The sequence below is a fragment of the Photobacterium sp. 53610 genome (assembly GCF_036409375.1).
Lineage (GTDB): Bacteria > Pseudomonadota > Gammaproteobacteria > Enterobacterales > Vibrionaceae > Photobacterium.
In genome coordinates this window covers 74,975-97,678 of record NZ_JAXOFS010000007.1, presented here as the reverse complement: position 1 = coordinate 97,678, position 22,704 = coordinate 74,975, and the positions used below count along the sequence as shown (strand labels likewise).

Sequence of the window (22,704 nt, the reverse complement as noted above, 5' to 3'; positions counted from 1 at the left end):
TGTGCTGTCTGAGGAGACGGGCGTCAATGGGCCGGGTACGCCGACCAGGTGTTGCCGTCCAGCGAGATGTATGGCTTGCCATTGACATCAATGACGGTCGAGCCTTCATTTTGCGAGACCCTTGGGGTTTCCGGCAGGTTTTTGATCAGGCTGGCCGGGTCAAAATGTCCGGTTTCATACGGATTTTGTGCCAGAACGTTACTGATCAGCTGCGACAGGGCCAGATGGCTGGAAGGCGCAGTGACGTGAACCGGAGCGCCCGTCCGGACCATGCCTTTGCCGAAGATTTTCAGACCGACCGGAATATGCGTGATCGATTCAGACGGTATTTCACGCATGCCGGAAATCTGCATCCGGTCTCCTTTCATTCCCGCACCATGTTCCGGGATCATGACCACCACGATGTTGCGCTCTGACTGTTTCAGGGTCTGGAAGAACGCATACAGGTCATCAAGCAGGTTCTTCAGCCGGGTTTTGTAGCTGGCCATGCTGGTCGATGTATCACCGCGGATGATCCGGTTGCCGTCATGCAGGGAAATGGTGTTGTAGAGCGTCACTACCTTTTCGCTGTGATCGGATTGCCGGTGCGTGAACCAATCTTCCAGCACCTGCCGGTCCCGGTAAACGGGCTTGCCGTCAAATGCTTTCTGATAGGGGGGAAAGCCCTGTTGTGGCATCAAATCGGCACTGACCTGCCCTTCGGTTTTGATCAACTGCAGGAAGTTATCGAAGACCCCGTCATGGTTCATGATCAGGTTCTCTTCAAAACCGAGTCTTTTCAGATTATCAAACAGGTAACACTGCTGTGAGGGTGCGCCTGAGAACAGCTGACGGTGGGTTTCCTGACCACAGCTTGCGCGCAGCAGACGGATCACGGCCGGACCGCTGTAAGAGGTTGCGGCATTGTACCGATCAAAGAGGACATCGAATTCTTTGAACAATGGGTGATCGGACAGTCCGGCGATTTCGATATCATCCCAGGCAACAGAGCAGAGACTCAGGAACAGCAGATCAAAGGGTGCAGCGGTTTGGGCGCGGTTGTCAAACAACACCTGACGTTCGGATTCGGTGTCAAAAAAGCCGGACAGATAAGTATTCAGTGATGCGTCATCGGTCCCGGTCGGGGACGTCACAGATGTCGCAGTTGTAACCGTCTGGCTGTCAGGCACAGTGTGGTTGTCAGGTATAGTCTTCTCGCCGACAGTCTGCTGTTTTGGCTGGGCAACGGCCGCCGGCATTTGCGCTGCGGGTAGGCTGATGACAATCAGAGTCGCCACCACAATGACCGAGACCCGTAGCACACGGTTGAGCAGAGAATAACCGGCAGCGACAGCAAACAGTGCCGTCAGGGTCTGAAAAGAGATAACCCGGCCCGTCAGTTCCAGCAGGTAATGCCACTCAAACTGCATCAACTGGCCCATCTGAGCCCATAGCCGTTCTAGCGGCGGCAAATAAGAATCGTAATGCATCAGCCAGGCGGCTGCCGGGATCGCAATCATCAGTCTCAGGATCTGCAGCAATCTGCCTTTCAGCGGCAAGAGCAGGAAGATAACCAGCGCGAAGTTTTCGAGCGGGTGAAAACTGAGAATGCCTTGCAGGAAGAGAGCAATTTTAATGATGAAATAGACATTCCACCAACCCAGCCCTTGCAGGGGCTGAGCAGTTCGGGAAGTGAATTGGGTCGTCATGTGCGCTTACTGTTTGTCGGTTTTGTTAGTCTTGTTCAAAGTAGTGTGAACGCCTGAAATGGCTCCGGTACACCCGGATACCCTTGGCGGTGAGCTCACGTCCGAAATAGCCCAGAGCCAGGCCAATCAGCAGGCTGATACCGGCTGTCAGGAGAAAATCGTCAACGTTCATGAATCACCTTGTAACTGGATGGGTTTCGGGACAGCAAACAGTGGCATGCCCTCATGTCTGCCTGATGCGTGGCCTGATGAATGTCCGGATGATCGCCTGTAAAAGTGGTCCGGTTCCGTGGTGCCGGATGCGCTCAACCCGGAGACAGAGACCGCATCTTCGGCCACTGCTGTCAATTCACGCTCTGTGTCGTGATGGGTGTGAATGACTCGAACCTGGTGAAACAGATCCCGGACCGGGAAATCAAAAATATTGTTCAGCGCGGTGTGAATATCCGCCTGTCGAATCGCACTGAACAGAACATAGAGTGCGCCATGACAGGCCGTGACGACATCGCCGTTGCGCCGGATATGACACAGGCGCAGGCACTCTTCTGCTTTCATCCCGGGTAACAGGCTGAGTTTCACAAGAGCGAATCTCAGCTGAGATGGCGTCGAGCGCTGCATGATCTGATGGCAGTACTGAGCAAACACCGGGTTCTCCAGGTAACCTCTGTGTTCATAGCGCAAGTCGAAAGACAGCAGTTCTTCTGTGTCTTCCGGCAGGGGACGCGTCAGCACCTGGTACTGGATGGCTTCAGCCTGACTCATCAGCCGGGTGAAAGGCAGTTGATACGGCACGATTAAATTCACGCCCGCTTTGAGAAGAAAGGCTTCATCGCTGTATCGCAGGCACTGGCGTGTTTCCCGGATGATAATTTTCAGTTTCGGGCCGGCTTGTTGCCTGATGCGGAAGCAATCAACAGCCAGCTGGCGGATCATTTCGGGCGATCCGCAGCCCAGAATAAGAGTCGCATTCCCCGGCCGCTCAGCATCGCTCAGAACTGCCTGATTGGAAGGCATGATTTGTAACGAGTCGTTTGGCTGCTCTCTCTCATTCAGCGCTTCTCGGCTCAGAATGACGGGCGACTGAACCGTATTCGTTGCCGTTTGCGCCGGAAGGGCAGATTCAGACGGAGGGAGCACGACCAGCTCTCCGGCGGATTCCCGGCTGAGCAGCCAGGTTTCGTCGGCCCGGATACCCTGACGACTGGCCCAGAAAGCAATCTGATACTGGTATTTACCGGGCCTGACGGTCGTCATGGTTGCCAGTCCGGCCAGCAGAGGGTTGAGTGCCAGTAATGCGGGCCTGACTGAGACAGCCAGCGAGCCATACAGCAAAACCTCGATGGTTAAATGCCGCTGAGTTGCATATTGTTTGAGCAATTCAAATAATTGCCCGAGGTTCTGCTGCGATAAATTGGCCAGCAGAATATCAGGAATGAGCAACGTCAAGTTTGATTGTTTCGAAATGCGAATGCGAAAAATATCCTGAATGATTTCTTCGACATGAAGGGAACGTTCTGACATATTTTTTGTCAGGAAATAAATTCGATTCCCTTGTCGCTTCAGAGATGATTTTAATTCAGGTAATATTTCTTCATTCAGTCCGCTGTAAAAGCTGTCTTTATCATTCAGACATGTGAACGTTATGTTTTGATTATGTTTATTTGTCGAAATCAGGTAATCGGTTGCAACAGATTTATGTCCAAATAAATTAACATATACCGAGCGAGATTCTTTTTTTTCAACAGGCAGCCTGCCTTGATATATAGACATAAATTGTACCAAAAAATAGTCACCCAATCAGAATGTGCGTCATGAACGCACTGTGGTCGGGAATCGCAGGTGCAGGCATCAAGAAAGGTGTGCCAAAAATACACGCAGATCATATAGAATCTGGTTAAAAAGTGAAACATATTGGCGCTATTTCTTTTATCATCGCCGTGAACGGGTTGCAGTAAACATCTATTTATATGTTTTTACAAGCATTCAAATGTTTTGGTATGTGTTTGGTTGCGAGTTGGATAAATTCTATAGATAATTATTTGGCAAATGAAGATGGCCATCCGGTATTATTTTCATTTCTCCAATTATACAAGCTTGAAAAACAGGATTCTTTTGTGGGATTTTTTTGAGCATTATGTATTACAAAAGTTAATAAAAAAACAATCTATTTTCTTATTGAATCAACGAATCATTCTCATTGGTTCCTTTGTGGTTCAAATATTTATATTTTTTAACAAGTGGTGATAATACGTGTCCGTGCCAGCCAAAGATATTGACGCTATCTATGCGTCTTACAAAATGCCGCACCATGATTATATTGAGATGACTGAAAATGAGACTTATACCAATGCAAAACGCAAATGGCTCATTTTTCGGGGAGACTCGCTAATGCCGGTTTCGTCTCAGTCCGGCGCTGAGCCGCAGCGTCGGCACAGCCGTCAGCCGGGTGTTGCGAAAGCTTTATGAAACGCGTCGCGATCGTCAGTCTTCGCGGTGGGGTGGGATCAAATACGGTGACAGCCCATCTGGCACAGTCGCTGGTTCAGGTGCAGAAAGATGTGCTGGTGGTGGATACCGATCCCGTCAATGTCCTCCGGCTGAACCTTGGCATGCCTTTTAGTCATACCGATGGCTGGGCCAGCCGTATCTGCGATTCCGGAGATTGGTTTGCGTCCGGCTTTGAAAGTCCGCACGGGGTGGCATTTTTGCCTTTCGGGCAACTGAGTCAGCCTTTCCTCAGCCGTTTTACCGCGCAACGGGCTTTGTATCTTTCTGAACTGGTGAACTCGTTGTCCCGGGTGAAACGCGACGATGAGCGGGAACACTGGCAGCTTTATCATCTGGTGGTCAGCGATCTGCAATGGCTGAACACCCTGAATGCCTCCGAACAATTTGATTTGGTGCTGGTCGTGCTGACGCCGGATGCAGCCAGCTATGCTGTGCTTCAGCACAACATGCCTCAGTTTGAGGGATCCGCAGGCCCAGAGAATCAGACGACGCTGAAGTTTGTTCTGAATCAGTTTCAGCCGGAAACAGAACTCAGCCGTGATTTTATGCTGGTCATGAAAAACGAGCTGGGGCCGCTGTTATCTCCGGTTGTCCTGCACCGGGATATCGCACTCATGGACAGCGCCGCCAACCTGACCACAGTACAGCACTACTCACCCGGCAGTCAGGCCGCCAGAGATTATCAGACGCTGGCACTCTGGTGTATTGCGCAGCTGTCATCATACTGATTCGAACATTGAACTATGTTGAACCCCTTGAATTTCATTTTTAAAGCCTGGGTGGTCGGGCAGTTTCAGGCGCAGAAAGCAGCCTTTGAGCGTGAAGGCGGGAAACCAATGACCGGTTTGGGGCATTTGGTGCTCGGGTGCTGGCTGGTCTTTGCGTTTCTGTTGCTGAAGCCGGAAGTGGCCGGTGTACCGGCCTGGCGACTGCCGCTGGTCTATTACCCGCAGATCAACTTTGCGGCCCCTGTCTGGCTGGATCCGATCCGTTTTCTGATCCAAAGCCTGTGGCTGCTGTGTGTCAGGCAGCATGCGCCCGGGGATATTAAGGGCTGGTTGCAGACGTGGCTGGGCCGGGCCTATCGCGGGTCAGCTCAGATCTTTTACCTGCCGCTGCAACGTCTCAGCATTGCCGTGCAATGGCTGGAACAGCAGGCAACCGAATCCGATACCGAAAATTTCAGGGCGATCCTTAAAGACAGCCGGACGGGTAAGGTGGTGAACCTGATGCTGTTGTGTGTTGTGGTCTTGCTGGCCCTGATTTGTTTCACGGTGCCGTTTGGCCTGCAGGCACAGACGGTTTTCGTGTTGCTGCTCTGGGCGCTGGCGATGATGTTCCGGCGCATGCCCGGACATTTTCCGACATTGTTGCTGATTATCCTGTCGGTAACCGCTTCGTGCCGTTACCTGTGGTGGCGGTATACGTCCACCCTGAACTGGGATGAACCGCTGGCTCTGGGGCTGGGCTGCCTGCTGCTGCTCGCTGAAACTTATGCCTGGCTGGTGCTGATGCTGGGATATTTCCAGAATATCTGGCCGTTAAACCGTAAGCCTGTTGCGCTGCCGTCAGACACTGAACTCTGGCCGACGATTGACATCATGATCCCGACCTACAATGAAGATCTGGATGTGGTGCGTGCCACAGTGTACGCCTCACTGGGTGTCGACTGGCCGAAGGATAAACTGAATATCTATATTCTGGATGACGGGAAACGGGACAGCTTTCGTGACTTTGCCGATGAAGTCGGAGTTCACTATATTCGCCGTCCGACCAATGAGCATGCCAAAGCGGGCAACATCAACTATGCGCTCAGACAATCGAGCGGTGAGTATGTTGCGATATTCGACTGTGACCATATTCCGGCCCGGGCGTTCTTTCAGCTGACAATGGGACTGTTTCTCAAGGATCCGAAACTGGCGCTGATTCAGACACCGCACCATTTCTTTTCACCGGATCCCTTTGAGCGGAATCTGTCGAATTTCCGGAATATCCCGAATGAAGGCAATCTTTTTTATGGCCTGATTCAGGACGGCAATGACCTGTGGGATGCCACTTTCTTTTGCGGATCCTGTGCGGTGCTTCGTCGTGCCCCGCTGGAAGAAGTGGGCGGCATTGCGGTGGAAACCGTCACTGAAGATGCGCATACCTCGCTGCGGATGCATCGTCTGGGCTATCACTCGGCGTACCTGAAACAGCCGATTTCAGCGGGTCTGGCGACTGAAACGCTCTCTGCTCATGTGGGGCAGCGGATCCGCTGGGCACGCGGGATGGCGCAGATTTTCCGGGTCGATAATCCGCTGACCGGTAAAGGACTCAAGCTGTCCCAGCGACTCTGTTATGCCAATGCCATGCTGCATTTTCTCTCGGGTATTCCGCGGCTGGTTTTTCTGACTGCACCACTGGCGTTCCTGCTGCTGCATGAATACATCATTTATGCACCAGCGATGGCGATTGTGCTGTATGTGCTGCCGCACATGATCCACGCCAGCTTGACCAATTCGCGGATGCAGGGGGATTACCGCTACTCCTTCTGGGGAGAAGTGTATGAAACCGTGCTGGCCTGGTACATCGCCCGCCCGACAACGGTGGCGCTGTTCGCCCCGCATAAAGGCAAATTTAACGTCACCGCGAAAGGCGGCCTGGTGGAAGAATCGCATTATGACTGGGTGATCTCACGGCCTTATCTGGTGCTGGTGCTCCTGAATGTGCTGGGTCTGGGCGTGGGTGTGTACCGCTTAGGCTGGGGTCCGGATCATGAGTTCACCACCGTGCTGGTGAACCTTCTCTGGACACTTTATAACCTGCTGATCCTTGGCGCTGCCGTGGCGGTTGCGGTGGAAGCCAAGCAGGTGCGTCGGGATCACCGGGTAGAAGTGTCCATTCCGGTAGCAATCCGGCTGCATTCCGGTCATTTGCTGCAGGCTGTTCTCAAGGATTTCTCGCTGGGCGGCATGCGGATTGAACTGGCTGACGGAGACAGTGAGCGGCTGCAAGCGATGGCGACGCAGAAACTGGAAGTGGTCCTCAGCCGCGGGAACCAGTCCTTTGTGTTCCCGGCCATCATCGCCTTTGCCCGTCAGGGGATGCTCGGCCTGCAGCTGGATCGCCTGAGTACGCAACAACGGATTGATTATGTGCAGTGCACTTTTGCCCGTGCCGACACCTGGGCGAAATGGCAGCAGTCTTATGCATCGGATAAGCCGCTGTCGAGCATGCAGGCGGTTCTTCAGGTGGGACTCGACGGCTACCGGCGTCTGGTCCGGCACGGCCCAAAAATACTCGCGACTGTTGTACAGATTGTCTTATCGGTCATTGATGTGATCAGGTCTCTCAGACCCCGTTTTGTCCCAAACAGGACTTAAAAGAATGAAACTGAATCAAACAATAAAAACACTTTCAGCCATCCTTATGGGAATGGGTGTGTCTGCAGTTGCCGGCGCACAGGAAACATTGGCGGGGACGGTTCCGTCTGTTGCCCCGCAGACTTTATCCGCTGTCAGCAAACGCGAGCTGCCGTTTTCACAGTTGGGTTTTCAAGGTTCTGTTGGCATTCAGGGCAGCGAAGCGAATGCCTACATTGGTTTCGGCTCCCGGCTGGATGAAGTGATTGCGCAGGGAAACCTGTATTTTGATGTGACGCCTTCCCCGGCGCTGCTGGCGCTCGTTTCTCACATCAAGGTGTATCTGAATGACGAACTGATGGGCGTGGTGCCGATTACGGATGGTCAGCAGGGCCGGAAGGTGTCGATTTTGATGCCGCTGGATGCCCGCTATTTCAGTAACTATAACCAGATTCGGTTTGAACTGATCGGCAATACCCACAAAACCTGTTCCAATCCGAATGATGCCAGTATCTGGGCGGAAATCAGCCAGAGCAGTCACGTTGAGCTGATGGTCCAGAAAACCCGGGTTCAGAGTGATTTGAGCCTGCTGCCGGCGCCGTTTTTTGACCCGCGAGATTTCACACGTCTGAACCTGCCCGTGGTGATGGGCGATCACTATGATCTGGCCCAAATCAAAGCGGCTGGTGTGCTGGCATCCCATTTTGGCGCTTTGTCCCAGTGGCGCGGTGCCCGGTTTCCGTTGTCTTTCGACGCTTTGCCCGGGCAGCATGCGGTGGTGTTTGTGACCAACGATAACAAGCCTGATTTTCTGCGTGATTTTCCCGACACCGACGGCCCGCGCCTGCAGATGATCACCCATCCCACCCATCCTTTTGCCAAGCTGCTGCTGGTGATTGGCCGGGACAGTGAGGATCTGAATACCGCCGTTCAGGGGCTGGCGTTGGGCACCCAACTGCTCACCGGTCCGATGGCGAAAATCAATGCAGTGAAGCAGGTCAGACCCAGAGTACCTTATGATGCGCCGAACTGGGTGGATACCTCGCGACCGGTTGCGTTTTCAGAACTGGTGGCACAGCGCAATCAGCTCCAGGTGGAAGGGCGTGCTCCCGCACCAATCAACCTGAATTTACAACTGGCCCCGGATCTGTTCACCTGGCAGAGCCGGGGAATTCCGATGGATCTCAGCTATCGGTATTCACCGCCGATGACGGATAACTCGGGGTCACGGCTCAGTCTCAAAATTAACGATGAGTTCGTCGAGGCGTTTAATCTGACAACTGAAGGGAAAGGGGGCGAATCCAAACGCATCCGGGTGCCCTTGCTGGACGATGGCATTCTGAGCGGCAGTAACCGGGTTCGTATTCCGGCGTTCAAGGTCGGCAGCAAAAATCATGTTGAGTTTGAATTCGGTTTCGCATCGGTGACTGAGGGGAACTGTCAGGTCACTCAGCCCAGCAAGCAATATGCTGTGATTGATGGCAGTTCAACCATTGATTTCAGTGGTTTTCCGCATTACATCGAAATGCCGAACATGCGTGCTTTTGCCACATCCGGTTTCCCGTTTACCCGAATGGCCGATCTGGCGGACACGGCTGTGGTGGTATCGGCATCGCCGACCCGGGAAGAGCTGCAGACTTTCCTGAATGTGATGGGACGTCTGGGTGCGGATGCCGGTTACCCGGGGATCAATGTCACCCTGACCAATCAGTGGGACAGCAAGACACTGAAAGACAAAGATATCCTGAGTCTCGGTGTTGTACCTGAACTGAGCAGTGCTGCGCTCGACCGCGATCAGGTCAATCTGGTGGTGAAAGCCGGAGAGCGTCAGATTCGCTTGCCGGGCAGAAATGAGAAATCCCTGGGCATGCACTGGCTGGCTTCGCCGACCGGCAATCAGGATGCCGCGGATGTGGTGTCTGTGGAAGCAGGCGGTGCGTTTGCAGCGATGACGGGGATGGAATCGCCTTTTACCAAAAAACGCAGTCTGGTTACCGTGATGGCCGCCAGTCCCCAGGCATTGAAACTGGTCGATCAGGCACTGACTAATGCCGGAAAAGTTGAGTTTATGTCGGGGTCTGTCGTGATCCTGAGAAATCAGGAAGTCGCCAGCTACAATGTGGGACAGCGTTACTATGTCGGAAAGCTGCCGGTGTGGAAACTGGTCTGGTACCACTTCTCGAACCATCCGGTGTGGGTGGCCAGTCTGGCGGCTTTGCTGGTGGTGATTGTAACCGTCTTCCTGTGGCGGATCCTGCGTAAAATTGCGGCCAGACGTTTGGCAAAAGGAGAAGGAAACGAATGAAAAAGCTGATGATTCTCCTGTGCCTCTTGTTTCAGGGAACAAGCAGGGCCGTCACGTGCGACTGGCCGGAATGGCAGCAGTTTCAGTCGATTTACATTGTAAATGGCCGGGTGGTTGACGGCAGCGACGCGCGTCAGATCACCACATCTGAAGGTCAGTCGTACGGGCTGTTTTTTGCGCTGGTCGCCAACGATCAGCGCACGTTCGCCACTTTACTGAACTGGACGCAGAACCAGCTGGCTGAAGGCGATCTGACGGCCCGGTTGCCGTCATGGCTGTGGGGACGACAGCCGTCGGGGCAGTTTGGTGTGCTGGACGCCAATCCGGCCTCGGACTCTGACCTTTGGATTGCCTATACCCTGGCCGAAGCCGGACGTCTGTGGGACAACTACTATTACAGTTCGCTGGCCTACCTGATGGCAAACCGGATCCTGCGGGAAGAGACCGTGAAGATTGAAGGGATGGGCACGGTGTTGCTGCCCGGCTCTGAAGGATTCGGGCTCGGCGATGGCCGATACCGGGTCAATCCGAGTTATGTTCCGCTTCAGCTGATCCAGCGCATGGGCGATCTTTATCCGCACCATGCATGGCAGTCGGTGTATCAAACCAGTCTGGCGATGATTCTGAAGACCATGCCTGCCGGTTTCAGTCCGGACTGGGTGACGCTGAGTCAGAGCCAATTTTCGGTCGACCAACAGACCGGGCCCACAGGCAGCTATAACGCCATCCGGACTTATCTTTGGGCGGGGATGCTGAATGACGACTCGAACGACAAGGCCAAATTAGTGAAAGCCATGCAGCCGATGGTGGCCGCGATCGCGAAACTGTCGGCACCACCACGTGAAGTCAATACAGAGAACGGGCGTGCTCAGTCCGCGGGCAGCGCTGGTTTTTCGGCAGCATTACTGCCGTTGCTGGCAGCCTCAAGTGAGCCGTCGTTGCTGGCCGCTCAGGCCAGACGCGCATCTGAACTGTTGGTTCGTCAAGCGGATGATCACTATTACGACAATGTACTGGCGATGTTCGGGCTGGGCTGGCATCAGCAGCGTTACCGCTTTGGGGTGAACGGGGAACTGGAGCCTGCATGGACTCATCAATGTCAGTAATCCGATTTCCGGGTCAGCGCAGGCTGGCAGTACTCAGCGTCGGGTCGCTGTTTGTCAGCCAGATAGCGCTGGCGGGCATTGTGCCGGACACCCCGTTGACGCCGGCGCAACTGAAGCAGGTTTATCAGCCGGTAACACCCGTCCGGCTTTCCGCGTCGCTGGAAGGTGTGGATTCGGTAGCGTTTCTGGTGGAGCAGATTGCACTGGCAACCGCGCTGAACCGGGACGACATTGTGGCCAGTGCGCTGGAGCGTCTGTTTGCGATCGACAGCCAGCAGCCAGACGGCTTGTATTTTCAGGCGCGGCTGTTTCTGAAGCAGCATCAGACGGAACAGGCGCAGGCCATTGCGAATCAGCTGAAAGCCGGTTCTCCGCAACGGGTGGCGCTGAATGATCTGATTGCGATTCAGGGCCCTCAGAAAGCGGCCTTGCAACAGGCGCGTCTGCTGGCTCATGCCGGACGCTATCCTGAAGCGCTGAAAGCCTATCGTCAGCTATTCCCCAACGGCATGCCTTCGGCGGAACTGCAGCTGGAATATCTTCAGGTTGAAGGCAACATCAGGGAGCGCTGGGACGCCGTGAAGCAGGGGCTGGAGCAGCTGAATGCGGTCTGTCCGGGCGTGCCTGGCTTTCAATTGGCACTGGCGAATCATATCCGGCGCCGTGACCCGGCCGATCCCTGGATTCTGGACACCTACCGCCAGCTGGCGCTGCGTTCGGATATGGGGCACGTTGCGGCAGAAGCCTGGTTGCGGGCGCTGGGGCAACTGCCGATTTCTCAGGCGGTGGCTGATCAGTATGCCATCGTCGCCAGCTATTATCCGTCGGATATGGCGATTCAGCGCGCCAGTCAGGATGCTCAGACACGCTGGCAAACCGAGCAGGAATTACGGAAAGACCCGACTTATCAGGCCAAACGCCGGGGCTTGGCATTGCTGGAGCTGGCATTGCTGAATAAAAAACAATACCAAGAGGCTGAGCGCCTGCTGACCGATGCGCTGTCTGCCCGGCCGAACGATCCGGAGATTCTGGGTGGCCTCGGTATGGTGTATCTGCGCCAGGGTCAGCAGAAGAAAGCATTGCGATACTTCAGGCAGGCACAGCAGCTGGATGCGGATCCGGACAATATCCGTAAGTGGCAGTCGCTGGTGGAAACCTCGTCATACTGGGCTTATCTGGATGACGGTGATGCCTACCAAGATCAGGATCAGATCGTTCAGGCGGAGCGGGCCTACCGGAAAGCCATCGCAGCAGATACTAGTGCGCCTTATGCCTATAACAAACTGGCTGCGTTATTGCTGGCGCAGAAAAAGTTTGAAGCGGCTGATCAGGCGTATCAGCAGGCGCTTCAGCGTGACGGCAACAATGAAACCGCACTGCGTGGCCGGGTGAATGTCCATGAGGCTCAGGGCGGGCTGCCGGAGGCAATTGCCTTTGTGGAGGGGTTGCCTCTGTTTCAGCAACGGGTGCTGGCAGAGCGGCTGTCAGACATGAAAACTCAGTCGGCTCAGCAAAGGCTCAATCAGGCTCTGGCAAATCAGGACTTACCGGCTGCAGAACGCGCTGCGAACGATTTTCTGGCCCTGAATCCGACCTCAGCCTGGCAGCGCCGTGACATTGCCGACGCACTGGTTCTGGCCGGAAAACGAGTGCAGGCCGATGTGCTGATGCGACACTGGTCGTCCGGGACGACAGATCCGGACATGTTATTCGCTTATGCGTTGTATTTAGCACATGCGGATCGACTTTCGGAAGCGGTGACGGTGCTCTCCCGTGTGCCGGTTTCACAGCGGACAGATGCGATGCAGCGGAATCTGACCCGGTTACAGCTGAACCAGACGCTGGCTGATGTGGCTGCACGCTATCAGACGCATCCGGACACCGTGCGTTCGCAGCTGAATGCGCTGGGCCAGCAATATGCAGATCAGCCCGAGGCACTGGCACGTCTGGCTGTTGTCTGGGCAGATTTGGGTGAGCGGCAACGGGCCGAAGCCATTTATCGCGGCATGACGCCGGACGCGCAGTGGTCTGAATCGGCTGAACTCAGCTACGGCGGGCTGATGATTACGCTGGCGAAATTCAGCGAGTTTGATCAGTGGCGGGCTGGAAAAGGTCAGCAACAGCTGAATGGTGAACTGGATCAGTCTTTGGTCGCTGCACTGGATGCACTGCATTCCCGCAGGGTGCTGGCGGAAGCCGACCTCCGGCTGGCTCAGGGACAGCACGACACAGCATTGACCTTGTATCAGCAAATTCTGGTGAAACCGGAACCTGACCAGACGGAAGCTGAGGCGGGCGTTTTACAGGCCGCTGCGCTTTCCGGTGATTCGGAGGCTTATCAGCGGGCCTCTCAACGCTTGTTTGTCAAACGAGCGTCGTTGTCGGCCCGTCAGCTGATGGCTGTCGCCCCGGTGATGAATGCACAGGGAGAAACAGCCAGAGCGGATGCCCTGAATCTGGAACTTAATTTGCGCTCAGATGCCGATGCGATGGATTATCGCAATGCCATGGCAATTGCCATGGAGAACAAGCAGTGGGTGCTTGCAGAGCAGCGGGGCTATGAAGCGCTGAATGCTGACCGGATCGAAAAAAGCCCGGATGCTGAGCAGGCCCGCAAGGCATCCCCTGAATTGCGTACGCTGTATCAGGAAGCGGATGATGACTGGCTGACCCGGAATGTGAAGGCGGATATCGATCGTCTGCGTGATCGCAGCGATGGTCACGTGATCATCGGCTGGGATTACAGTGCCAGAGACGGCGAGAACCAATCCAGTCAGATCCCGGTTGAAGCGCGAATCCCGGTGGAAGACTGGGACGGGCATTTGTTGCTGCGGGCGGATTATGTCCACGTTGATTCCGGTCATCTGGACTATTTTGAGAAGCCGGCGGGCCGCTCGGTTGATTCCGATACATTCCGCAGCCAGGCATCCGGCATGGCTTTGGGCGTGGGCTGGCAGGCCGAAAACTGGGCTGCGGATATCGGTACGACACCGCTGGGTTTTGATCACAGCACCTGGGTGGGTGGCGTCACCGTTGACAGCAAGCTGGGAGATTTTGGAGTCTCGGTCACGGCATCCCGGCGTCCCGAAACCAGCACTGTGTTGTCTTATGCCGGGATGCAGGTTCCGGACGGGGTCAGCGATCCGGCGGGAACGGCATGGGGCGGAGTGGTCCGCACGGGGATCAAACTCAGTTCAAGCTGGGATATCGGCGGGCCATATGGTTTCTGGAACAGCCTGCAGTATCATCAGATGACAGGCAACCATGTTGCAGATAATACCCGGCTGGCGTTGCTGGGCGGGGCTTACTACAAGCTGATGGCGACGGATGATCAGCGCCTGAGTATCGGCACCAACCTGCTGTATTTCCATTACGATAAAAATCTGGGGGAATATACGCTGGGCAGCGGCGGGTATTACAGTCCGCAGCGCTATGTCTCCTTGTCTCTGCCTGTCAATTATTACGGGCGCTACGGTAACCGTTTGTCTTATCGGGTCAGCGGTTCTGTCTCACACTCCTGGTCGGAAGAAGATGCGCCGGATGCATCAGCCGGAGATGCCAGTACGGGCGGTGGATTTGGTTATGCACTGGAAGGTGCCATCGAGCAGCGGATCAGCGAGCGCTGGTATTTAGGGGCATCTTTGGATCTGCAACGTTCAGATTTTTACGAACCCAACCATTTCATGCTCTACATGAAATACACCTTCAGCGATCGATGGCAGCCGATTGAATACCCGCCTGCGGTGCCGCAGCTGTACAGCGATTTTGACTGAGATGAATCAAGGAATAAAAAGAGCACGAAAGTGCTCTTTTTCGTATATATCTTTCCCTGCTTATCGCTATGAGGGATGTTCGTAACATGCTGATAAGAAACCGCTTGTTCATCAAGAAATAGTCATGGTATATGCCTCTGGATTCATTCATTGGGTTGAATCGTACTTTGCTGCTTCATCAGTGCAGCCTGAGTACTGTGTTCGCTTGAAAAGGAAGTGTGCATGAAACTGAAAAAAACGGGTCTGGCCGTCGCGGTGATTGCTGTGGCGGGGATGCTGACCGGATGCGCCAGGGAAAGTCAGATGACCCGGTGTCTGGGATATCAGCCGGATGATGTGGTCTTTGTCATCAATGCCGATGATGTCGGGATGCATCCGGATATGGACAGAGCTGTGGTGGATTTATATGAACAAGGTGTGATTCAGACTTTTTCACTGATGGTGCCTGCACCAAATTTTGCTTTTTCTGCAAATTACGCCCGGCAACGGAATCTGCCGGTCGGTCTGCATCTGACGCTGACCAATGAATGGCAGGAAGCCAATGGCTGGGGGCCGGTGCTGAGCCGGAAAGAGGTGCCGTCTTTGTATAACGAAGCCGGATATATGTGGCCGGACGGCCCGACTCTGGCCGAACACGCCGATATCCGGGATGTCGTCAGGGAACTGGAAGCCCAGATTACCCGCGCACTGGCGATGGGTCTGAATGTCACCCATCTTGATTTTCATATGCTCTATTGGGACGCAAGGGATGATTTTCTGACGGAAACCCTGAACCTTGCCGATAAATACCAGCTGCCGGTGATTACCCAGCTGTTCTGGAAGAGCCAGACGGAACAAATGGAGGCTACAGCCAGCCTTCGCGAAGATAAGCTGTATGGGCCGGATGTCTTCTGGATGTATTACAACCCGGAACCGCGGGAAAAAGATCCATCGCTTAGTCAGGTTTTGTATCGCGATATGTTTGATCAGGCAAAACCGGCATTACATCACGTCGCGATTCATCCGGCTTATCTGACGGACAGCGCTGAAAAGAAAATGCTCGATGCCCGTTTCCGGGCGGATGAAATGCAGGTCTGGCACACCGGAAAACTGCAGACTGCGATTGCAAGAAATCAGATTCAGTTCACCAACTATCAAAAGCTGAGAGATATACTGTCCGGCAAAGAAAAGTGTGTTGTATCTGAAGGTTAATCACTGATGCCCAAGGGCTGATTGAAAGCGTGGCGATGATGCATGGGAGAGGAATCACCTGTCATTCAGTCGCCGCATCACAAAGGAATGATCAAATGGAACGTAAGCCTCAATACTGGGTGGCAATTTTACTGGGACTGTTCACCGGCCCGCTGGGTTATCTCTATGTCAGGCGATGGAAATATGCAGCTGTATTTTTCTCGGCGGTCGTTGTCGCCGCTTTGTTTCTCTTTTACTTCAATATAAAAACGGATTATCTGGCCTTCATCAATGTTCTTTTTGCTGCCCATCTTTGTTGGCTTATCAGACAGGGCAAGACGGGCCCGGATGTCTGGTATGCCCGCTGGTGGGGGATATCCGGTATTTTTGCTGCTGCATTCGGGAGTACTTTTCTCCTGCGGACATTTGTACTCGAACCGTTCGAGATTCCGGGGCAGTCGATGTCACCGATGCTGAACCCGGGTGAAAAAATTCTGGTCAGTAAAATGGGCTACCGTGCCAAATGGTCTTATGGTCGTTTGTTGTTTACAGAGGACGCTTCGCAACGAACACTGGTGCCCGGAGACATGTATGTTTTTGTCGTTCCTGATACGGATGTGCTTTATATCAAGCGGCTGATCGGGATACCGGGTGACAAGATTGTGATTTCAGATGGTGAAGTGCTGAGAAATGGTGAACCTTTAGCAACTCACCGGCAGCCGGTTCAGGCTGATCAAGTGCTGGTGACGGAATCGCTGGGCGAGCAGGAATATCAGATCTTGCGCGATTTTCAGCGCGCCCGCCCGAATGAGCTGACGATTCAGGTTCCGGAAGACCATTATTTTTTCCTGGGAGATAACCGGGATAACTCATACGATAGTCGCAATTTCGGGGTGATCCCGTCTGAACGCATTGTCGGAAAAGTGGTATATCACTTCGAGTGATTTTAGTTTTGTCTGAAGGCGCCAAGCCGAAAAACATTGCGCCGAAAAACATTGCGCCGAAAAAGATCACATTCAAAAGTATGGCCGCGGTTGCGGCCATTTTTGTATCCGGATGCTGGATTTAATCATCCGGCGTACAGACCCGGATCCGGTGGCCGTCCGGGTCCAGAGCGACAAAGGTCAGACCGAAAACCGCTTCATGCAGAGGCTGTTCAATGGTCACGGATGGCTGCCATTGGTCGTAAAGCGATTTTACGGTTTCGTCATCCGGCACCATAAACGACAGTTCGCAACGATGGCCGCTTCCGCCGGAGACAAAGTTTTTCGCCTCTTCCGACCAGAGCCCCAGACTCAGGCCATTTTCAAAATCGAACGCCGCATAGGTGGGAAGGACGGCAACCGGGTCGCAGTTGAACAGTTTTTGGTAGAAAACAGCACTGGTTTCAGGGCTTTTCACATAAAGTAACAGCAGATTGGGTGTCAGCATCATTGACCTCTTTTCGGTGTTGGCTAGGAATGACCTGAGTTTAAACCGGCGGACTGTCAGAAACTGTCAGTATCCTATTGCATATCTTTTGAGTGATGTTTACAGTCACAAATTCCCAGGTCAGGTATACAATAATGAAAAGGAAGTGATGAAAATCAGTGAATTACAGGCACATATTCGGGCCGTCGATCATCATCCGGAGAACACTCCCGGGTATTTCCTCAAGCTGATCGAGGAGGTCGGGGAATTATCAGAAGCAATCCGGAAAGGGAAAGAGGGTCAGCCTGATCTTGACCATTTAAAAGGGACGATTGCCGAAGAATTGTATGATGTTCTTTATTATCTGTGTGCACTGGCCAATGTCTATGGGGTCGATTTAACGCAGACCCATCACCTGAAAGACCAGCTCAATCAGCAGAAATATCGCAGTTAGTTTGCGGCACCCATTCAACAGAGCAAGGATGTATTCGTTCTCATGAACATTATTTTACCGCCCGCCCTGAAGCCCGGGGATAAAATTGGATTTTTTTCGCCTTCTTCGCCCGCGACAGTCTTCGCGCCGAAGCGATTTGAGCGGGCGAAACACTTTCTAGAGAGCAAAGGATTTCAGCTTGTGGCAGGCAGCCTGACCGGAGGTTCCGACCATTATCGTTCCGGCTCGATTCAGGCCCGCGCGGCAGAACTGAATGCCCTGATCCGTGATCCGGAAGTGCGCTGTGTGATATCGACGATTGGTGGCAATAACAGTAACGCGCTGCTGCCTTATCTCGATTATGAGGCGCTGAAACGCGATCCCAAAATTATCATCGGCTATTCCGATGTCACCGCGCTGTTGATGGGAATATACGCCCAAACCGGGCTGATTACTTTTTATGGTCCTGCGCTGGTGGCTTCGTTTGGCGAGTTGCCGCCACTGGTTGAGCAAACCTATGACTCATTTTTTGAGCTGCTCTGCCGCCCGGGAAAATCCTCGTACCAGTATCAGATGCCGCCAGCCTGGACGGATGAAATGATTGACTGGGAAACGCAGTCTGAAGCGAAACGCTTATCCCCCAACCACTGGCAGTTTATGGGTGAAGGCGTGATTAAAGGCCGGGTGATTGGCGGTAACCTGAATACCATGACCGGAATCTGGGGCAGTCCGTACATGCCAGCGATTCAGTACGGCGATATTTTGTTGATTGAAGATTCCCTCAAAGGGATCGAAACCGTTGAGCGTTCATTGGCTCACCTGAAACTCTGTGGCGTGTTTGAGACGGTGTCTGCCGTGATTTTAGGAAAACACGAGCTGTTTAATGACAGAGGTACAGGCAGAACGCCGCTGGATGTTTTACTGGAAGTGCTGAACGGCCAGTCATTACCGATTCTGGCTGGTTTCGATAGCTGCCATACCCACCCGATGCTGGTCACACCGTTGGGAGCGACGGCAGAGATCGATTTTGATCGTGAAAGCATTCGTCTGACAGACCCATGGCTGGCAAAGTGATTCCAAGGAGAGAAAGATGACATTTGTGATTCGAAAAGCAGTCAAAGCGGATGCAAAGGCTGCACACGAGATTCGTCAGCGGGCGATTTGGGCGAAGTGTGTTGCGGATTATCCGGAAGCGCAGTTAAAACTCTGGACGGAAGGCGGGATGTCAGAACGCTTTATCGCTGATATCGAACGGGCTTTTTACGTGGCCGAGTCTGAACAGGGGGTGATCGGGACGGCCATGCTCAACACTGAACATGGGATCGGGAAGGTGGATGCCATTTTTGTTGCGCCGGATTATATGGGCAAGGGCGTTGCCAGGGCCCTGATGGCGCATATTGAAACACTCGCCAGAGAATCGGGCGTGACCGCACTGAAACTGGACGCGACGCTGAATGCGGCCGACTTTTACCGTGCCAGGGGCTTTACGGGCGATGAGATTGCAGTCTATCGTTCGCCAAAAGGACTGGAATTGGCTTGTGTGCCCATGGTGAAAAGTTTGGACTGAAGAAGATGGACTTTGATGAAGTATCTGTGCTGTACTTCATCTTTTCCGCAACTCAGAGAAAAGTAATTTCGTTATGGCGATTTTAGACATACTGACAGCACCGGATCCGCGCTTAAAAGAGAAAGCCATTCCGGTCACCGACATAGATTCAGTGCAAACCCTGATTGATGACCTGCTCGAAACCTTGTATGCCACCAGCAACGGCGTTGGTCTGGCGGCTACGCAAGTGGGTCGTTCTGAAGCCCTGGTGGTGATTGATATTTCAGAAACACGGGACGAACCGCTGGTGCTGATTAACCCGGAAGTTGTCAGCGGCGAAGAAAAGGTCATGGGTCAGGAAGGGTGCCTGTCTGTGCCGGATTATTATGCCGATGTTGAGCGTTACAGCTCCGTTGTCGTGAAAGCACTGGATCGTCAGGGAAATCCGATCACCCTGGAGCGGGATGATTTTCTGGCGGTCGTCATGCAGCATGAAATTGATCACCTGAGCGGGAATCTGTTCATCGATTATTTGTCACCGCTGAAACGACAAATGGCGATGAAAAAAGTGAAAAAAGCCGTGAAAGCCATGGCAAAAACAGCCTGACCAGATTTCATCTGATGCGGCAGTGAGTGCCTGAAAAGAAATCATAATGGACTATCAATGAAAAAAGGAATGGTATTCATTGCCGCACTCTGGCTTGCCGGGTGCGCATCCCAAAAGCAACCACCGGCGGAGGAGAAAGTCCTGTATGATATTTTCTCTCAAAAACTCTTGAAAAATGGCCCCAGGGTTATTTGTGATCAACCGGTCTATCTGAAATGTTTTCAGATTTCAGAAGCAAACTGTTTATCGGAATTGACGCCGGTTTCAAAGGAATGTGGTAATTACGCGGAAAAGAAATGGCCCATTCGATCGGAAGAAGATGTAGAAAAGCATGCCATGCATTATTTCAACTGCATGATCTACCAGCACTTTACCTTTCACCGAAAAGACTGGCATGAAGCCTTTGCCTGTCTTGAAAATAGTAAAGACAGTTTTGATCCTCATCGTTCCTTATCTGTATTTTTAGAGTAAGATTTTCGGGCTCGATCCAATTCAATTCGGGCTGTCAGTTTATCCCCCAATAAACGGATATCCTGAACCACATTTCGGTTGAATGAGCAGGACTGCTCAGACAAGGTCATGGAGACACGGAGGTCAAATGGCACTTGAATTTCATCCCATCAATGTTGATGCGCATTTTGCGTTTTGTATGGCTTTTCGGCGAGATGCTTATATCTGCACCTTTCATGCGGATCATGGGTTTTCGGCGTTCATTGCCGGATATGAGGCGCGCATGCGTTCCCGGTTGGTTGATCCACGCTGGTATTACATCCACATCTGGGACGATCACCGTATTATCGGACAGCTTGAATTCAAAAGTTTTTCCGATGAACCGGCCACAGGATATGTCCATCTCATGTATATCATTCCGGATTACCGTGGTTCAGGGGTTGCCGATGCTGCCCAGCGTTATATTGAAACCCGGCTGCAGGCCGACGGATGTCAGGCGGCACTCCTCACTGTGGGGCGTAAAAATGAAAGGGCGCGGCGGCATTATCGCCGTTGGGGCTGGCAGCTTGTGGGCAGTGATCATACTTTACGCGGGACCGAGATTTTCAGGCGATTGCTGCCGGTGCTGAAGGAAAGCCATCCGGCATAGTCCGGCATCGTTCGGTATAGCCTTGTTTTGAAAGACAGGCCTTGCAGGTCACTGCAAAGCCTGTTCTCAAAGAGGCTGTCCAAACCGGATTATGCCTTGAGCTGAGGCACCAGCTTCGCCAGCATCAGCTGGGCGGTCTGCAGGGCACCTTCAACCCATCCCTGACTGTGTGAGTAAGCTTCACCACAGATATAGAGATGCGTCTGCGGCAAAGGCTGAACAATCTGGTTGGCGACATCGTCGCTTTGTACACCGATATTCCAGCTGTTCCAGCCGCCGCCGTACGGGTCATCCCCCCAGTCACGGAACGCTGCCTGCAGAGGCTGCGTCTGAGCCGATTCCCCGGCAGACACATTGTGGATCAGGTCAACTTGCCGCGTGACTTCCTTCACCATAGACTCAGGTGCCTGGTGTGCCAGCCATTGGGCATCGGCTCCCCGTTGCTGCTGTATCAGGCCGGTAAAGGCGCGGTATTCGGGTAAAGGTAAAACTTCCATCTGTAGTTTCCAGGCCAGTCCGCGTTTCTGACGGTAACCGTCCCAGAAGCCCACGTTGACTCCGTCGTCATAACTGGCCATCAGAATCGCCGGTCCTGACAGCGCGGGTTGACCCTCGTCGGTCGGCCAGTAGTAAGTTTGGCGGACGGGCATGTTGGTTACACTGCGGCCAGATTCAATGCCGGATTGTTCGACCCACCAGGGAGAAGCGTAAGTGGTAAACAGCTTGAACAGGGGTCTTGGGGTGACGCTGCCGGTCAGGGATTTGACGACCGGTTGTTGCAGCAGCGGACAATTGGGCTCCAGCAAATCAATGGCGCGTCTTGGCATCGCCAGCACCACGTGCGTCGCTGTACACTGCAGCGCATCATGGGGCGTGATTTCCAGTTCTGTATTGAAATGCAGCTCAAAAGCACCATTGACCTGCGTGAACGTGGTCAGCTTATGACCCATCATCAGTTCGCCGCCGATAGCCTGAAACTCTTCTGCCAGTGCGACAGGTACTTGCTGGAATCCCTGTTTGAAGCCGAAGTATTTCACATCATCCCCGAAATCTGTCAGGAACCAGGGAATCGCATCCGCGGCATTCCAGTTGGACATGGTGGAGTTGTAACCCCCTGCGTCCTGGCAGTACAGGTAATCTTCGCTGCTCATCACCTGTTGCAGCACATTCCAGAATCCCTGTTCATACAGCATTTTGCCCTGAAACTCGGCCTTCATCGCCATTTCCCGGCGTTGTCTTTCCGTGAGATCCGGATCGGTGATGCCGGGAACGATTTTATCCAGCGCCGCGATCATGACACTGCCGGGTGTTTGCGCGTAAGCATCTGTGCTGTAGTTATACGGCAAGGCGTGCGGGTTATCCTGATAGTCTTTCAGACGCAGCCTGACTTCCCGCAGGTAGGCAAAGTTGACCGGGGTATCTACCGGAAACGGATAATACTCAATCGGATCCGGCAGGGAACTGAACTGATTGATTTGATCTAGTAATGCGTGGATCAGGGGCTGCCGTGCAGCATCCAGAATGCGCATCCCCCCGAGTTCAGCGACCATATTGTCCACGCCCGGTGCCTTCACGGATAACAGGCGTCCACCAATCCGGTCGCTACCTTCAAAGACGGCAATGCTTTTTCCGGGAAAGTTCTTTTTTAATTGCCAGGCGCTGTAAACACCGGATACCCCGGCGCCGATAATCGCAACATCATAATGTTGACTCAT

Annotated in this window: 19 protein-coding genes; 14 read left to right on the top strand and 5 right to left on the bottom strand. The window is 53.4% G+C overall.

The features are described 5' to 3' along the window. Positions 1-23: 23 nt before the first annotated feature. From bcsG to bcsE, 3 genes are read right to left on the bottom strand one after another with little or no spacing between them, the layout of a single operon-like run. Positions 24-1,688 (bottom strand): cellulose biosynthesis protein BcsG, encoded by a 1,665-nt coding sequence (gene bcsG / locus SPK40_RS16810; protein WP_330961264.1) that lies wholly within the window; start codon positions 1,686-1,688, stop codon positions 24-26. Between the two features lie 25 nt (positions 1,689-1,713). Continuing rightward, positions 1,714-1,860, bottom strand: coding sequence for a hypothetical protein (locus SPK40_RS16805; protein WP_330961263.1), 147 nt, complete (start codon positions 1,858-1,860; stop codon positions 1,714-1,716). Then, complete coding sequence (gene bcsE / locus SPK40_RS16800) at positions 1,857-3,209, bottom strand: cellulose biosynthesis protein BcsE (protein ID WP_442957588.1); 1,353 nt, start codon at positions 3,207-3,209, stop codon at positions 1,857-1,859. The genes SPK40_RS16805 and bcsE overlap by 4 nt, the downstream gene beginning before the upstream one ends. Before the next feature lie 729 nt (positions 3,210-3,938). On the opposite strand from bcsE, the gene SPK40_RS16795 reads away from it, so the two are divergent. From SPK40_RS16795 to lepB, 8 genes are all read left to right on the top strand, one after another. Next, the gene (locus tag SPK40_RS16795) at positions 3,939-4,154 is read left to right on the top strand and encodes a hypothetical protein (protein WP_248143139.1); all 216 of its coding nucleotides are present in this window, start codon (positions 3,939-3,941) and stop codon (positions 4,152-4,154) included. Beyond that, entirely contained in the window at positions 4,151-4,924 is a 774-nt protein-coding gene (gene bcsQ, locus SPK40_RS16790) for a cellulose biosynthesis protein BcsQ (protein WP_330961261.1), read from the top strand. Before SPK40_RS16795 ends, bcsQ begins: the two co-directional genes overlap by 4 nt. Positions 4,925-4,939: 15 nt before the next feature. Next, on the top strand, positions 4,940-7,561 hold the full coding sequence (gene bcsA, locus SPK40_RS16785) for a UDP-forming cellulose synthase catalytic subunit (protein ID WP_442957587.1): 2,622 nt from the start codon (positions 4,940-4,942) through the stop codon (positions 7,559-7,561). Positions 7,562-7,565: 4 nt separating this feature from the next. Further along, entirely contained in the window at positions 7,566-9,845 is a 2,280-nt protein-coding gene (bcsB, locus tag SPK40_RS16780; RefSeq protein WP_330961260.1) for a cellulose biosynthesis cyclic di-GMP-binding regulatory protein BcsB, read from the top strand. Then, complete coding sequence (gene bcsZ, locus SPK40_RS16775; protein WP_330961259.1) at positions 9,842-10,951, top strand: cellulose synthase complex periplasmic endoglucanase BcsZ; 1,110 nt, start codon at positions 9,842-9,844, stop codon at positions 10,949-10,951. Before bcsB ends, bcsZ begins: the two co-directional genes overlap by 4 nt. Next, the gene (locus SPK40_RS16770) at positions 10,942-14,724 is read left to right on the top strand and encodes a cellulose synthase subunit BcsC-related outer membrane protein (protein ID WP_330961258.1); all 3,783 of its coding nucleotides are present in this window, start codon (positions 10,942-10,944) and stop codon (positions 14,722-14,724) included. The genes bcsZ and SPK40_RS16770 overlap by 10 nt, the downstream gene beginning before the upstream one ends. Before the next feature lie 222 nt (positions 14,725-14,946). Continuing rightward, positions 14,947-15,915 (top strand): polysaccharide deacetylase family protein, encoded by a 969-nt coding sequence (locus SPK40_RS16765; RefSeq protein ID WP_248143146.1) that lies wholly within the window; start codon positions 14,947-14,949, stop codon positions 15,913-15,915. Between the two features lie 95 nt (positions 15,916-16,010). Beyond that, positions 16,011-16,838 carry a signal peptidase I gene (gene lepB, locus SPK40_RS16760; protein WP_330961257.1) on the top strand — a complete coding sequence of 276 codons (828 nt, stop codon included), beginning with the start codon at positions 16,011-16,013 and terminating at the stop codon, positions 16,836-16,838. A 121-nt stretch (positions 16,839-16,959) separates the two neighbouring features. On the opposite strand, the gene SPK40_RS16755 is transcribed toward lepB, so the two are convergent. After that, positions 16,960-17,328 carry a VOC family protein gene (locus tag SPK40_RS16755; RefSeq protein ID WP_248143148.1) on the bottom strand — a complete coding sequence of 123 codons (369 nt, stop codon included), beginning with the start codon at positions 17,326-17,328 and terminating at the stop codon, positions 16,960-16,962. Between the two features lie 145 nt (positions 17,329-17,473). Between SPK40_RS16755 and SPK40_RS16750 the strand changes: the two genes are divergently transcribed. The 6 genes from SPK40_RS16750 to SPK40_RS16725 all read left to right on the top strand — a co-directional run bounded on the left by SPK40_RS16750 (position 17,474) and on the right by SPK40_RS16725 (position 20,989). Further along, entirely contained in the window at positions 17,474-17,758 is a 285-nt protein-coding gene (locus SPK40_RS16750; RefSeq protein WP_330961256.1) for a MazG nucleotide pyrophosphohydrolase domain-containing protein, read from the top strand. Positions 17,759-17,806: 48 nt separating this feature from the next. Next, positions 17,807-18,811: a S66 family peptidase gene (locus SPK40_RS16745; RefSeq protein ID WP_442957590.1), complete on the top strand. Its 1,005-nt coding sequence runs from the start codon at positions 17,807-17,809 to the stop codon at positions 18,809-18,811. A gap of 16 nt (positions 18,812-18,827) precedes the next feature. Continuing rightward, positions 18,828-19,304, top strand: a complete 477-nt coding sequence (locus SPK40_RS16740; RefSeq protein WP_248143150.1) for a GNAT family N-acetyltransferase — start codon at positions 18,828-18,830, stop codon at positions 19,302-19,304. Between the two features lie 73 nt (positions 19,305-19,377). Further along, complete coding sequence (gene def, locus SPK40_RS16735; RefSeq protein ID WP_330961254.1) at positions 19,378-19,890, top strand: peptide deformylase; 513 nt, start codon at positions 19,378-19,380, stop codon at positions 19,888-19,890. A 57-nt stretch (positions 19,891-19,947) separates the two neighbouring features. Next, on the top strand, positions 19,948-20,361 hold the full coding sequence (locus SPK40_RS16730) for a hypothetical protein (protein WP_330961253.1): 414 nt from the start codon (positions 19,948-19,950) through the stop codon (positions 20,359-20,361). A 127-nt stretch (positions 20,362-20,488) separates the two neighbouring features. Next, a complete protein-coding gene (locus SPK40_RS16725) occupies positions 20,489-20,989 on the top strand; it encodes a GNAT family N-acetyltransferase (RefSeq protein ID WP_330961252.1) in 501 nt (166 codons plus the stop codon). Between the two features lie 89 nt (positions 20,990-21,078). Here SPK40_RS16725 and SPK40_RS16720 read toward each other — a convergent pair whose 3' ends face one another. Beyond that, positions 21,079-22,704, bottom strand: coding sequence for a flavin monoamine oxidase family protein (locus SPK40_RS16720; RefSeq protein ID WP_330961251.1), 1,626 nt, complete (start codon positions 22,702-22,704; stop codon positions 21,079-21,081).